This is a genomic window from Planomonospora corallina, assembly GCF_042650625.1.
Classification (GTDB): Bacteria; Actinomycetota; Actinomycetes; order Streptosporangiales; family Streptosporangiaceae; genus Planomonospora_B; species Planomonospora_B corallina.
This window is the reverse complement of the sequence record NZ_JBHSBM010000040.1, coordinates 231338-243792: the sequence shown is the minus strand read 5'-3', so window position 1 is coordinate 243792 and position 12455 is coordinate 231338. Positions and strand designations below refer to the sequence as shown.

General features: G+C 74.2%; 10 protein-coding genes. 3 read left to right on the top strand and 7 right to left on the bottom strand.

Annotated elements, in window-relative coordinates:
* Positions 1-151: 151 nt before the first annotated feature.
* On the bottom strand, positions 152-1018 hold the full coding sequence (locus ACFOWE_RS27930) for a tRNA (adenine-N1)-methyltransferase (protein WP_377292975.1): 867 nt from the start codon (positions 1016-1018) through the stop codon (positions 152-154).
* A 176-nt stretch (positions 1019-1194) separates the two neighbouring features.
* Here ACFOWE_RS27930 and ACFOWE_RS27925 point away from each other — a divergent pair, with 176 nt between their 5' ends.
* Both ACFOWE_RS27925 and ACFOWE_RS27920 read left to right on the top strand, forming a co-directional pair.
* The gene (locus ACFOWE_RS27925) at positions 1195-2292 is read left to right on the top strand and encodes a GNAT family N-acetyltransferase (RefSeq protein ID WP_377292973.1); all 1098 of its coding nucleotides are present in this window, start codon (positions 1195-1197) and stop codon (positions 2290-2292) included.
* Between the two features lie 232 nt (positions 2293-2524).
* Entirely contained in the window at positions 2525-3166 is a 642-nt protein-coding gene (locus ACFOWE_RS27920) for a hypothetical protein (protein WP_377292971.1), read from the top strand.
* A gap of 6 nt (positions 3167-3172) precedes the next feature.
* Here ACFOWE_RS27920 and ACFOWE_RS27915 read toward each other — a convergent pair whose 3' ends face one another.
* The 3 genes from ACFOWE_RS27915 to ACFOWE_RS27905 form a co-directional block, all read right to left on the bottom strand.
* Positions 3173-4408, bottom strand: a complete 1236-nt coding sequence (locus ACFOWE_RS27915) for an aminotransferase class III-fold pyridoxal phosphate-dependent enzyme (RefSeq protein WP_377292969.1) — start codon at positions 4406-4408, stop codon at positions 3173-3175.
* Positions 4409-4510: 102 nt separating this feature from the next.
* The gene (locus tag ACFOWE_RS27910) at positions 4511-5431 is read right to left on the bottom strand and encodes a carbohydrate kinase family protein (protein WP_377292967.1); all 921 of its coding nucleotides are present in this window, start codon (positions 5429-5431) and stop codon (positions 4511-4513) included.
* A gap of 197 nt (positions 5432-5628) precedes the next feature.
* Positions 5629-6432, bottom strand: coding sequence for a serine/threonine-protein kinase (locus ACFOWE_RS27905; RefSeq protein ID WP_377292965.1), 804 nt, complete (start codon positions 6430-6432; stop codon positions 5629-5631).
* A 128-nt stretch (positions 6433-6560) separates the two neighbouring features.
* Between ACFOWE_RS27905 and ACFOWE_RS27900 the strand changes: the two genes are divergently transcribed.
* Positions 6561-8603 carry a cation:proton antiporter gene (locus tag ACFOWE_RS27900; protein ID WP_377292963.1) on the top strand — a complete coding sequence of 681 codons (2043 nt, stop codon included), beginning with the start codon at positions 6561-6563 and terminating at the stop codon, positions 8601-8603.
* Positions 8604-8760: 157 nt separating this feature from the next.
* Here the strand turns inward: ACFOWE_RS27900 and ACFOWE_RS27895 are convergent, their stop codons facing one another.
* From ACFOWE_RS27895 to ACFOWE_RS27885, 3 genes are read right to left on the bottom strand one after another with little or no spacing between them, the layout of a single operon-like run.
* The gene (locus ACFOWE_RS27895; protein ID WP_377292961.1) at positions 8761-10356 is read right to left on the bottom strand and encodes an FHA domain-containing protein; all 1596 of its coding nucleotides are present in this window, start codon (positions 10354-10356) and stop codon (positions 8761-8763) included.
* Entirely contained in the window at positions 10353-10790 is a 438-nt protein-coding gene (locus tag ACFOWE_RS27890) for a hypothetical protein (protein ID WP_377292959.1), read from the bottom strand. Before ACFOWE_RS27890 ends, ACFOWE_RS27895 begins: the two co-directional genes overlap by 4 nt.
* Positions 10791-10801: 11 nt before the next feature.
* Positions 10802-12337, bottom strand: a complete 1536-nt coding sequence (locus tag ACFOWE_RS27885; RefSeq protein WP_377292957.1) for a hypothetical protein — start codon at positions 12335-12337, stop codon at positions 10802-10804.
* Between the last annotated feature and the right edge of the window lie 118 nt (positions 12338-12455).

Below are 12455 nucleotides of genomic sequence, written 5' to 3'. Positions count from 1 at the left end.
GCGGTATTCGTATGACTACATTAAGTGTTCAGCGATTAATCCCTTATGTAGCGTTTAGCGCTGCCAGCATCAGAACATGGGCTTCTGTTCCCATGTAATGCCTGGCATCCGTCGTGGCCGAATCGTCATGTGGCCGAGATCACGGAGAGGATCACGGAGACGCCGTGGACTCCTCGCCATATGCCCCCTTCGCCGGACGCCTGCGCCGAGGCGGAGGTGTCACCCCGTCCGCCATGCGACGGGCGGTGACGAGGAACCCGGTGTGGCCGACCATCCGGTGGTCGGGCCGCACGGCGAGCCCTTCGACGTGCCAGTCGCGAACCAGGGTCTCCCACGCATGGGGCTCGGTGAAACTTCCATGTTCGCGCAAAGTTTCGACCGTGCGGGAGAGCTGGGTCGTCGTCGCCACGTAGCAGCAGATCACGCCGCCCGGCGTGAGGGCCTTGGCGGCCGCGTCCACGCACTCCCACGGGGCCAGCATGTCCAGGATGATCCGGTCGACGTCGCTCTCGTCGAGCGCGCCGACGAAGTCGCCGACGACCAGGCGCCACTGCTCCATCGGCCCGCCGTAGAACTTCTCCACGTTCTTACGGGCGACCTCGGCGAAGTCCTCGCGGCGCTCGTAGGAGGTGACCTTGCCCTCCGGGCCGACCGCGCGCAGCAGGAAGCAGGTGAGCGCGCCGGAGCCGACGCCCGCCTCGACGACGCGCGCGCCCGGGAAGATGTCGGCCATGGCGACGATCTGCGCGGAGTCCTTGGGGTAGATGACCGCCGCGCCGCGCGGCATGGACAGCGTGTAGTCCGGCAGCAGGTGGCGGAAGGCGAGGTACTGCGTGCCGCCGGAGGAGCGGACCACCGAGCCCTCGGGCTGCCCGATCAGGTCACTGTGCGGGATGAACCCCTTGTGCGTGTGGAAGACGCCGTCTTCCTTCAGCGTCACCGTGTGGCGCTTGTTCTTGGGGTCGGTGAGCTGTACCTGATCCCCGGCCCGGAACGGGCCATGCCTGCGAAAACCCATGTGCGCAAGGGTATCGGCGCGCGGGCCCTGGCCGGTTCCGGTCTTCCCGCCCGCGCCCCGGCCTCCGGGCCCGGCCCGCCCCGCCGCCCGCGCCCGGAGGTCCGGCCCGCCTCCCGCCCCGAAAGGGCCGCCGAACCGGTTGGCCCGCCCGTGCCCGCACCTGATAGCAGTGGAGGGTGTTCACCCGAGATGTCATCCCCGCCGGGCCCGTCCTGCTGCGCGGCCTCACCGGCGCCGACGTCGGGCCGATGACCCGTGCCTGCGCCGATCCGGAGATCGTGCGCTTCATCCCCACCGTGCCCGTGCCGTACGGCAGGGGCGACGCGCTCCACTACCTGGAGGTGGCCGAGCGGCTCTGGGCGGCGGGCGGCGCCTCCTTCGCCGTCGCCGACCCCGGCACCGGCGAGTGGCTGGGCAACATCGGGCTCAAGGCGCCCGATCCGCGCGGCAACGGCGAGATCGGCTATCTGATCGCGCCCTGGGCCCGCCGGCGCGGGGTGGCCACGGCCGCCACCCGGGCGCTGACCGAGTGGGCCTTCGCCCGGGGGGTGCACCGCATGGCGCTCCTGGCCGAGGTGGACAACCTCGCCAGCCAGCGGGTGGCGCTGGCGGCCGGCTTCCGGCATGAGGGCGTGCAGCGCGAGGCCGAGCCCCGGCGCGACGGCACCCGGGGCGACCTGGCCGCGTTCGCGCGCCTGAGCACCGACTCCGGCGAGCCGGTCCGGCCGTACCTGCCCTTCTTCCCCGGCGGGTCGCTGAGCGACGGCGTGGTACGGCTGACGCCGCTGGCCGTCGAGGACGCCGACGACTACCACGCCCTGCGGAGCCTGCCCGAGACCGTGGAGCACACCGTCCCCGCGCAGGTCCCCGACCCGGAGGACAGCGAGCGGTTCTGCCGGGAGGCGGGCATGCGCTGGCTGGAGGGCGCCCGGGTGGAGCTCGCGATCCGCGACGCCGCCGACGGCGCCTTCGCCGGGCACGTCCAGCTGAGCAACATCGTCCCGCCGCTGGGCCAGGCGATGGTCGGCTACAGCATGCTGCCGGAGTTCCGCGGCCGGGGGTTCGCCACCCGCGCGGTGGAGCTGGTGGTGGACTGGGCCCTCGGGCACACGCCGCTGGCCCGGATCGTGGCCGGCACCGACGTGGACAACACCGCCTCGCAGCGGGTGCTGGAGAAGGCGGGCTTCGCGCGCGAGGCACTGCTGCACGGGCTGCTGCCCCGCCCGGACGGGACCCGCCGCGACGACCTGCAGTGGTACCGGATGCGGGGCTGACCTCCATCTGAGGGGCTCGACAGGGGCATGGCGGGGGCATGGCGGGGGCCTGGCGGGGGCCTGGCGCGCCCCGGTCCCTCCTGGCGGCCCGGGAGATTCGCCTGTCCCATTAACCCCATATGAGACATCAACCGGCTGGTCAAAGCACGTTTTTAGCGGTAATACTCCGGAATCGCCACCCCGCCCGCCGTCTCACGCGGGCACCCGGCTCCACGAAGAGAGGGGAAAAGGGATGAGCACCACCCGGCAGATCGGAGCGGCGCCCGGCGCCGTCCTCACATGCGGCGAACCCCGCCGCGGCGAGTCCGGAGACCGCCTGCGGGTCCTGATCGAGTCCTTCGCCCGCCCCGGCCCGGACCGCCTCGTCGAACAGGTCGTGGCGGCGGCCGCCACGGTGTGCTCGGCCGGCTACGCCGGACTGGTCGAAGTCGACCCGGTGGCGGAGAGCGCACACCCGGTCCACGTGCACACCCCGCCCGGCGATCCGCTGGCGCTGCGGCGGTGGCTGCGCGACAGCGCGGTGCTGACGACCCTGGCGGCCCGGTCCGACCCGATCCGGCTGCCGGGCGAGGAGGCCGCGGACCGCCCGGGCTTCCTGGCGGTCCCGGTGCCGCTGGCCGCCCGGGGCCGAGCGTATCTGTGGGTGGCCGGGCGGTGCTTCGACCACTGGGACGAGGACCTGCTGGTGCGGTTCGCGACCGCCGCCGGCCGGGCGATGGAGGCGGCCCACGGGTTCGAGGCCGCCGTCCGGATGCTCCGCGCGGTGCACGCCTTCGCCCGGCCCGCCGTACCGGGCCGGGGCGCTCCGGGTCCGGAGGGCGCGCTCCCGGAAGGCGCGGCGGAGGCGGTCGGCCGGCGCCGGACCCCGTCCTGAGCGCGGTCAGTCGGCGCCGAACTCCGTCCTGAGCTTGGCGAAGGCGGCGTCGGTGCCCTGCAGGGCGCGGTCGATGTCGGCGTCGGTGTGCGCGGCCGACAGGAACCAGTTGTGCCAGGGATGGAGGTAGACGCCTTCCTGCAGGCAGGCCGACGCCCAGAACACGCCCTTGGCCAGGGTCGCGTCCCCGGCGAAGGAGAGCCACGGGATCTGGACCGGGCCGGTCTGGTTGACCGTGAAGCCGTACGAGGCGGCCTGCGCGGCGAGCCCGTCGCGCAGGCGGGCGCCGGCGCGCTCCATGAGGGCGACGCCGTCGACGGCGTGCAGGGTCTCGATGGTCGCCTTCGCGGCGGCCATCGGGGCGGCGTTGAACCAGAACGAGCCGGTGGAGTAGATCGTCTGGGCCGCGTCGCGCAGGGCGTCCACGCCGGTGACGGCCGCGATCGGGTGGCCGTTGCCCATGGCCTTGCTGAAGGCGTACAGGTCGGGCCGGACTCCCAGGGGCTCCCAGGAGCCGCCGAGGTGCAGGCGCCAGCCGCCGCGCACGTCGTCGATGACCAAAGCCGCGCCGATCCGGTCGGCCAGGGCCCGCAGCCCGCGGGCGAACTCCGGCTCGGCAAGCTCCTGGTCCTCGAACGAGTCGTGCTTGAACGGCGTGACGATGATCGCGGCCACGTCGGAGCCGGAGGGCCCCTCGGCCCGCGCCGCGGCCGCCTCGGCGCTGGCCAGGTCGTTGTAGGTGAACTCGACCAGGTCGGCCCGGTCGCTGGGGGTCGTCCCGGCCGTGCTCGGCGTGCACCACGGGGCGGCGCCGTGGTAGGAGCCGTGCGCGAGCAGGACCTTGTTCCTGCCGGTGGCCGCGCGGGCGATCATCAGGGCCTGGGTGGTGGCGTCGGTGCCGTTCTTGGAGAACATCGCCCAGTCGGCCTGCGGGACGGTCTCCACCAGCAGCTCGGCGAGCTCCACGTAGACCGGGCCGGGGCCGTTGAGGCAGTCGCCCTCGGCGAGGGCCGCCGCCACGGCGGACTCGACGGCCGGGTGGCGGTGGCCGAGCACGATCGGGCCCCATGAGCACATGAGGTCGACGTACTCGCGACCGTCGGCGTCGAACTGGCGGCAGCCCTCGCCGCGCACGAAGAACTGCGGGTAGCCGGGGCCGTGCAGGGCCGCGTTGAGGTGCCCGTACATGCCGCCGGGGACGACCCTGGCGGCCCGTTCGCGAAGACTCGCATCCATCGACATCTGGGGAACATCCCTCTCGTGGTGCCCGCGCCGCGCGGCGGGGGCTGGGGCAGGGGCTGGGGCGGGGGCCATGCCCGGGCGGGGCCGCGGCCCGGGGCGGATCTACAGGCGGGTCACGTCCAGGCCGTCGAGGCCGGCGTCGGAGCCGAGCCCTCCGGCGACGCGGGCGGCGACCTCGGTGCCGAGCCGGGCGGCGTCGAGCACCCCGCGGCCGGCGACCAGGCCGGCGATGAACCCGGCGCAGTAGGCGTCGCCGCAGCCGGTGGTGTCCACCACCGCGACGTCGCGCGCGGGCAGGCGGGCGGTCTCGGTGGCGGTGGCGGTGGCGGTGGCGACCAGGCTGCCCTCGCCGCCCAGCGTGACGAGCACCCCGCGCGGCCCCTCGGCCAGCAGCGCGGCGGCGGCCTTCTCCGCCTCGGTCTCCCCGCTCATCATGAGCGCCTGCTCCTCGTTGGGCAGGACGTAGTCGACGTGCGGCAGGAAGACGCGGGCCGCGCGCACCAGGTCGGGCATGTTGGACAGCAGGTCCATCGTGACGACCGTGCCCGCCGCCCGCACCTCGTCCAGCAGGGCGAGGAAGGCCGCGTCGTGCAGGGCCCAGGTGACGTCCATGCCGCCCAGGTGCACGACCTCGGCCGCGCGCAGCCTGCCGGGGTCCACGTCCGCCGGGGTCAGGGCCAGGTTGGCTCCCGGCACGTGGAAGGACGGGCGGCCGCCGTCCGGGCGGATCGGCAGGATCGAGGCGGCGGTCTGCTCCCCCGGCTTGCGGACGATCCCGGTCACGTCCACGCCGTGCCGTTCCATGACCATGAGCAGGAAGTCGCCCAGCTCGTCGTCCCCCGCCGCCCCGACGGAGGCGACCGGGACGCCGAGCTTGGCCAGGTCGACGGCCGTCCCCGCCGCGGCGCCCGCCGCGGTGAGGCGGATCTGCTCCAGCAGGAGGGTGTCCTGTCCCTGCGGGATGGACTCCACCGGCCGGGCGAGCACGTCCACGATGTGCACTCCGAGCGTGACGACAGTCATGCGAGCCCTCCTCATGTTTTCCGCCTCAGCGGATGATGACGCGCACCCGGAGGCGCTGTCAACGGACCGTCCGGCCGGAGCCCGCGCACGGCAAGGGAACGGCCCCGGGCTCACCCCGAGACCAGGACTCGCCGTACGGGCCCGGGACCGCCCTCGAGGGCCGGGGCCCGCGGAAGGAGCGCCCCGGGTCCCGGCCCTCAGGGGCGGATCGCCGACGAGATCAGGGCGTAGAGCCGGTCGGCCAGGTCCCGGGCGGTGGGCCGCCCGGCGGGCTCCCCGGTGCAGGCGGCCACCAGCTCGGCCAGCTCCGGTTCCAGGTCCTCGCGGATCGCCGGCGGCGTGCTGTTGATCTTCCGCAGGGTCAGCAGCGGGTCGTGGACGGGCAACTCGCCGTAGAGGCCCGCGCCGGTCGCCGCCCAGTGCAGCGTCGCGCCGAGCGACCAGACGTCGCCGGCCGGCGTCGGCCGCTCACCCCGCAGCAGCGCCGGGTCGGTGAACTCCACCGAGCCGATCCCGCCCATCCCGGTCACCGTCGCGCCCGGCGTCAGCACCTGCGACAGCCCCAGGTCCGACAGCTTGCCCCCCAGGTCGGTGAGGAGCACGTTGCCGGGGGTGATGTCGCGGTGCACGATCCCCTCCTCGTGCAGCGCCTGCGCGGCGTGCGCGACGCAGGCGACCGCGCGCAGCGCCCGCTCCCGGGACGGCGGCGCGGCCGGGCGGCCGAGCGAACCGCCGGGCAGGTACTCCATCGAGTAGTAGAACACCCCGCCCTGCTGGCCGGCGTCGTAGAGCGTCACCAGGTACGGCGAGCGCACCGCGGCGAACGCCTTCAGCTCCCGGGTCGCGCGCCGGAACGCGTCCGCCCCGGTCCCGCCCAGCACCTTCACCGCGACGAACTCGGCCTCCACCGGCAGCCGCGCGGGCCTCCTGGCGAGGTAGAACTCACCGTGGTTCCCCGCCCCCAGCGAGCGGACGAACTCGTAGTCGGCGATGCCTTCCACGCTGCGTCTCCCCTCCGTGCCGCACCCTCGCACGACCCTCGCGACGGCATCCCGCACACGGTAACGTCGCCATGGTCATTGTCGGGGCTTTTCATGACTTACGGGAAGCGTGCTTGCCTGTGCTCCACATGGACCTCCTCCTCCTCGACCTGGTGATCGTCCTGGCGGCGGCCCGGCTGCTGGGCGCCGCGGCCAGGCGGATCGGCCAGCCGCCGGTGGTCGGCGAGATCCTGGCGGGCATCCTGCTCGGCCCGACTCTGCTCGGCCCGCTGCTGGGCGACGCCCTGTTCGGCCCGGAGATGAAGCCGCCGCTGCAGGCCCTGGCCAACGTCGGGCTGGTGCTGTTCATGTTCGTCGTCGGCCTGGAGCTGGACCAGAAGCTGGTGCGGGGCAAGGGCCGGATCGCGGTCACCGTCGCGCTCGGCTCCACGGTCGTGCCGTTCGCGCTGGGCTGCGTGCTCGCGCTGGCCATCGCGGGCGAGCACGTCGGCGGGGACAGGACCCTGCCCTTCGTACTGTTCATGGGCTCGGCGATGGCCGCCACCGCCTTCCCCGTGCTGGCCCGCATCCTCACCGACCGCGGCATGCAGCGCATCACCGTGGGCGGCCTCTCACTGGCCGCCGCCGCGGTGATCGACGTGCTCGCCTGGACCGTGCTCGCCGTGGTCGTGGCCGTCGCGGGCGCCGGGGACGCCGAGGGACAGTGGAAGGTCCTGCTGGCGCTGCCGTACGCGGTGCTCATGTTCGCCGTGGTCCGGCCGCTGCTGGCCCGGCTGGTGCCCGCCCACGAGCGGGCGGGGCGGCTGACGCCGGGCCTGCTCTCGCTGGTGCTGCTGGGCCTGATCGCCTCGGCCTGGGCGACCGAGTGGATGCACGTGCACTTCATCTTCGGGGCCTTCCTGTTCGGCGCGGTGATGCCCCGCGAGGGCGCCGAGCGGCTCACCCACGAGATCCTGGAGCGGCTGGAGCAGCTCGCCGTCCTGCTCCTGCTGCCGATGTTCTTCGTGGTGGCCGGGCTCAACGTGAACCTGCGCGCGCTCGACCTGTCCAGCCTCGGTACCCTGGCCGCGATCCTGGCGGTGGCGGTCGGCGGCAAGCTGCTCGGCTCGTACGCGGCGGCCCGGGCGCAGAAGGTCCCCGCCCGTCAGTCGTGGGCCCTGGCCACGCTGCTCAACACCCGGGGACTGACCGAGATCGTCATCCTCACCGTCGGCCTGGAGAAGGGCGTGCTCGACAACGAGCTGTACTCCCTCATGGTGGTGATGGCGCTGGTCACCACCGGGATGACCGGGCCGCTGCTGCGCAGGGTCTACCCCGACCGGCGCGTCGCCCGCGACATCGCCGAGGCCGAGCGCGCCGCCCTCGGGGAGACGGCCGCGCACCGGGTGCTGACCGTGGTGCCCGGGCCGCCGGGCGGGCAGGGCCCGCTGGTGGACCTGTCCGCCGTGCTCGCCCGCGCCTCCTCCCCCTGCGAGGTCGCCCTGGTCCACCTGCGCCCCTACCCCCGGCAGCGGCTGGAGGTCGGCACCGGCCTGTCGTCCGAGCTCGCCGAGATGGCCGAGACGCTCCACGACCTGGAGGCGCTCGCCGCGACGGCCCGCGACCGGGGCGCGGAGACGAGGATCGTCAGCCGCTTCGCCGCCGACGCGGCCGCCGAACTGCCCGAGGTGGTGTCCGGCGCCCGGCCGGACCTCGTGGTGCTCCCGGCGGGCGTGCCGGGATACGCCGAGGTGCACGCCGCCACCGCGTGCCGCGTGCTGACCGTGCTCTCCCCCGACGAGCCGCACCTCGCCGGGGACGGGCCGGTCGCGGTCCACCCTGGCCCCAGGGGCTCCAGGGGCTCCAGGGGCTCCAGGGGCTCCAGGGGTTCCAGGGGTTCCGGCGCGGGCGCCGACGCCGCCGTCCACGTGGCGCTGGTCCTCGCCCTGCTCTCCGGCCGGCCGCTGGTCCTCGCCGGGGGCGGCCGGGCCGCCGCGCTGGCCCGGCGGCTGGCGAAGCTGGGGGTGGCGGCCGCGGCGGGCGAGGTCCCGCCCGGCGCGCTGGTCGTGGCGCCCGACGGCGGGGCCGTCCCGGCCGGAGCCCATCTGCTGGTCCGCGCCGAGCAGGACCCGGACCCGGTCGACTGGGAGGCCGCCGTCGCGGCGCTGGGCGTGCCCGCGGCCCGTCCCTGACCGGACGGCGTGCCCGCGCGGCCCCTTCCTGGCAGTCCCCGGCCGGACGGCGTGCCCGCGGCCGCCCCGGGAAGACGCCGAGGGACCGGGGTACGGCGCCCGCCGTACCCCGGCCCCTCGGCCCTCTCCGGCCGGCCGCGCCGGAGGGACTCCCGCGTCAGTGGTTGCGGTGCGACTCGTAGCGCATGGTGCGCGAGACCCCGATGCGCACGGTCGTGCCGGGCATGATCGTGACCGGCTCGTTCGGCGGGATGTCGTAGAAGTTCGGGTCGCCGGGCGGCTGGACCTGGGTGCCGTTGACCGAGCCGAGGTCGACCAGGTTGACGTCCCAGCCGTCCAGCGCCACCCGCAGGTGGCGGCGGGAGACCGAGCCGTCGGGGCTGGTGACCTTGGCCGGGCGGGCCGAGCCGTCGACGACCTCCGGGGCCCGCTCGGGGTCGCGGCCGAGCAGGTAGTCGGCGTCGAGCCGGAGCGTCATGCCGTCGTCCAGCAGGAGCACGCCCAGCGGCGGGCGCGGCCCCTTGTAGGGCACGAGGGTGCGCTGCACCAGCGCGATGCCGCAGACCGCGCAGTACGGCACCCGCGGGTCGTTGAAGTGGTTGTTCTTGCAGTCGACGCCGTGGACCAGCGGCCGGGACCCGGGCTCGGAGTCGGCCGGCGCGGACGGCAGCAGATCCGGCGCGGTCTGCGGGCCGCCGCCGGGGGTCAGCAGCTCGTACTCGAACGACTCGTTGCGCAGGTCCGCGGGGTGGTCGCCCGTGCCGTTCGACCGGGCGGGCGCCAGGTCGTCCTGCGAGCCGAAGCCGGGGGCCGAGGGCGGCGGGACCGCGGCCATGGGACCGGAGTCCCACGGGGCGGGGGCCTGCGGCTCCATCGGCGGGCCCGGCGGCGGCACGTAGTGGTCGGGGGCCGCGTGCGAGCCCATCGGCGCCATCGGCTCCGGCGGCGCGTGCGCGGCCATCGGGTCCGGGGCGGGGGGCGGGGCCATCGCCCCCATGGAGTCCGGCTGTGCGTGCGAGCCCACGGGGCTCATCGCGTCCTGCCCGGCGGGCGGCGCCATCGCCCCCATCGGGTACGGCAGAGCGGGCGCGGACTCCGCCGGCGGCGCGGACCACTCGGAGGGGGCCGGAGGGGCGGGGGCCTCGGCCGGCGGCGACCCCCAGTCGGCGGGCTGCGCCGGGGCGGGAGGCTGCGGCACCGGGGGCAGCGGAGCGGGCGGCGCGGCGGACGCCTCGGCCGGGACGGGCTCGAGCCGCCCGGCCGGTCGCGGCGGGGAGCCGCCCGTCTCGGACGGGTCGCACCACACGCCGCCACCGACGATCACGCCGCTGTCCAGCCGGGTGAACCGGTGCGCCTCCCCCGCGCCGGGCAGGCGCAGCTCCACCTGCGTGACGGGGCCCGGCACCAGCCGGTCCGACCAGGTGAGCGCGTCCCGCCCGGCGAGGCGGACCTCGCCTCCGGACCCGGTGACCGCCGCCGACGCGGGGCCGCTGACCAGCACGGCCACCCCCTCGGGCACGGGACCGGCGACGGCGCACGCCACGGGCTCGCCCATCATGGCGGCCAGGACCTGGGCGACCCTGCGGGCCAGCGCCCGCCCGTCGCCGCCCGAGGCGGCGGTCTCCCGCAGCGCCCCCAGCAGGTCCTCCATGACGGCCTCGGCCGCGTCGCACACCAGCAGCAGCCCGCCCATATGGGCGACCACCCCGTTGCCCGGCAGCGGACGCACCGCTCCGAAGCCCTGGTCGGTCACAGAACTCTCCCTCCCCGGAAGCGCCACCGGATGAACGGCACGCGCATCGGCCCGTTCGCCACCAGCCAGATGCATACCCAGACGACGGTGAAGTGCGTCCAGAAGGTGCCCGCTGGGATCGGCCCGATTACATCAATCGCACCAGACCGTAGCAAAAAGAACAGCAAGAAGCCCTCGGGGACGAGGGTCAGCAGCCCGAACAGGGTAGGCCAATCCTTCTCCCAGCGGAACTGCATGAGGAAGTGGTAGACCAGCTCCCAGCCGACCCCCAGCACCCCCACCGCCACCAGCACGAGCAGCCCGGTGCCGTAGCGGTCGCCGAGCGAGGCCCCCATCCCCGGCAGCAGGGGCATCAGCAGCAGGGTGACGACCACGCCCGCCGTGGCGAGCAGGAACAGGCGCGTCTGGATGCGTCCCATCAACGTCGGAACCACGGGTCGACTCCTTACACCGGTGAGTTGAGGGCCCACTTGAACCACTGCGCGGTCGAGCGCAGCGGCCCCATCTTCCTGACGAACCCGCGCCTGGCCAGGTCGTCGGCGATCTCCTGGGCCGCGATCTGCAGGCCGAGGAAGGTGTCGACGCCCGGGAAGTAGCCGCCGAGGGTGGCCGACCCGGAGGCGTACAGGACGCCGTCGCCGCTGGCGGTCCCCTTCACCTCGAAGTGGCGCTCCACGTCCAGGCGCCCGACCGGGTTGCGGCCCGCCCCGCCGTGCTCGAGCAGGTCCGCGAAGATGCGGTGCTCGGCGATGTCGGCCTCCAGGCCCGTGCAGTCGATGATGTAGTCGGAGACCGGCTCGCGGACGGTCCCGTCGGCTCCGCGCACATAGCTGACCAGGCGGCCGTCGGGGGAACGCTCCACCCGGTCCACCGTGCCCTGCACGGCGTGGTAGTAGCCGCCCTCGCGCCCTGCGCGCATCTGCTCCTGCCAGCGCCGCCGGTAGGGGGTGTTGGTCCCGCCCATCTCCTTGTACTTCTTGGCCCGCTCGGCGCCCTCGAGCTTGCGCATCTCGGCCTTGAGCTGGCCGCCCCAGACCGACTTGGGGTAGTTGAAGCCCTGGTAGGCCCAGCCGTGGCCGCCCTTGCGCCGCGCCCAGGCGTGCGGGCCGTGCGAGCCGGTGACGAAGGTCCGGAAGACGTGAATGACCTGGGTCCTCAGCCCGTGCCTCTCCCGGTCGTCGAAGATCCGCTGGAGCACCCGGGAGGCGACGACGCCGCCGCCCCGGATGACCACCGTGCCGGGCCGGGTCTTGAGGAACTCGTAGACGTGCTCGTGCGGCTCGTAGGCGTTCACCACGTGCTGGTAGTCGCCGTACTTGGTGCGGAACTCCTGCAGGTCGGGCAGGAACTTCAGGCCCGGGTAGCCGACCGCGATGTGCACGAAGCGCGAGCGGAAGACCACGCGCTTGGTGGGCGCGGCGCCCTCCGGCGGGGTCACCACGGTGAAGTAGCCGCCGCCGGCCCTGCGCCGCACCATGCGGACCTGGCCCTTGACCAGCATGTCCCAGTAGCGGATGCGCTTGGCCTCGCGCTCCAGGTTGGCGAAGACCGTCCCGGCGCGCGGGGTCCAGTAGTCGTTGATCAGCGGCTCGGTGAGGATCTGCCACAGGTAGGCCGGCTTCTTCTCCCTCCACGCCTCCTCCAGCGCGTAGGAGGGGAAGCCCCAGAGGTTGTCCGGGCGGGAGGACGAGTCGGAGCGGATCCGCTCCGGGCGGGGGATCTGCGAGCACCTGGTGAGGAACTCGTAGGTCTGCCACGGGTGGTCGATGTTGGAGACGACCCGCATCTGCGAGGTGGGGACCCCGTAGACGCGCAGGTAGTCCAGGGTGACGAAGGATCCGATGCCCCCGCCGACCGTGAGGAAGGGGATGTCCTGAATCGGGATGCCGGCCGCCGCGACCATCTGGTCGGTCCACACGGACGTGCCGAGCAGCTCGGGAGTGAGGTCACCGGCCTGGGCCGGCGTGTGGGGGGGTGCCAAAGTCGCGTCCCTAACGTACGTGGCCAACCGGTCCGGTTGGGCCAAACACTAGTCCCGGCGCGCTCCGAAGACGAGGGGGGCGAACCGATCTCTTCCCCCGTCCCCGGTCCGCACCCGG

Bases quoted from the DNA above. Each gene is read 5' to 3' on its own strand.
- ACFOWE_RS27930 (WP_377292975.1), bottom strand. From the start codon at position 1,018: ATGGGTTTTCGCAGGCATGGCCCGTTCCGGGCCGGGGATCAGGTACAG.
- ACFOWE_RS27920 (WP_377292971.1), top strand. From the start codon at position 2,525: ATGAGCACCACCCGGCAGATCGGAGCGGCGCCCGGCGCCGTCCTCACA.
- ACFOWE_RS27915 (WP_377292969.1), bottom strand. From the start codon at position 4,408: ATGTCGATGGATGCGAGTCTTCGCGAACGGGCCGCCAGGGTCGTCCCC.
- ACFOWE_RS27910 (WP_377292967.1), bottom strand. From the start codon at position 5,431: ATGACTGTCGTCACGCTCGGAGTGCACATCGTGGACGTGCTCGCCCGG.
- ACFOWE_RS27900 (WP_377292963.1), top strand. From the start codon at position 6,561: ATGGACCTCCTCCTCCTCGACCTGGTGATCGTCCTGGCGGCGGCCCGG.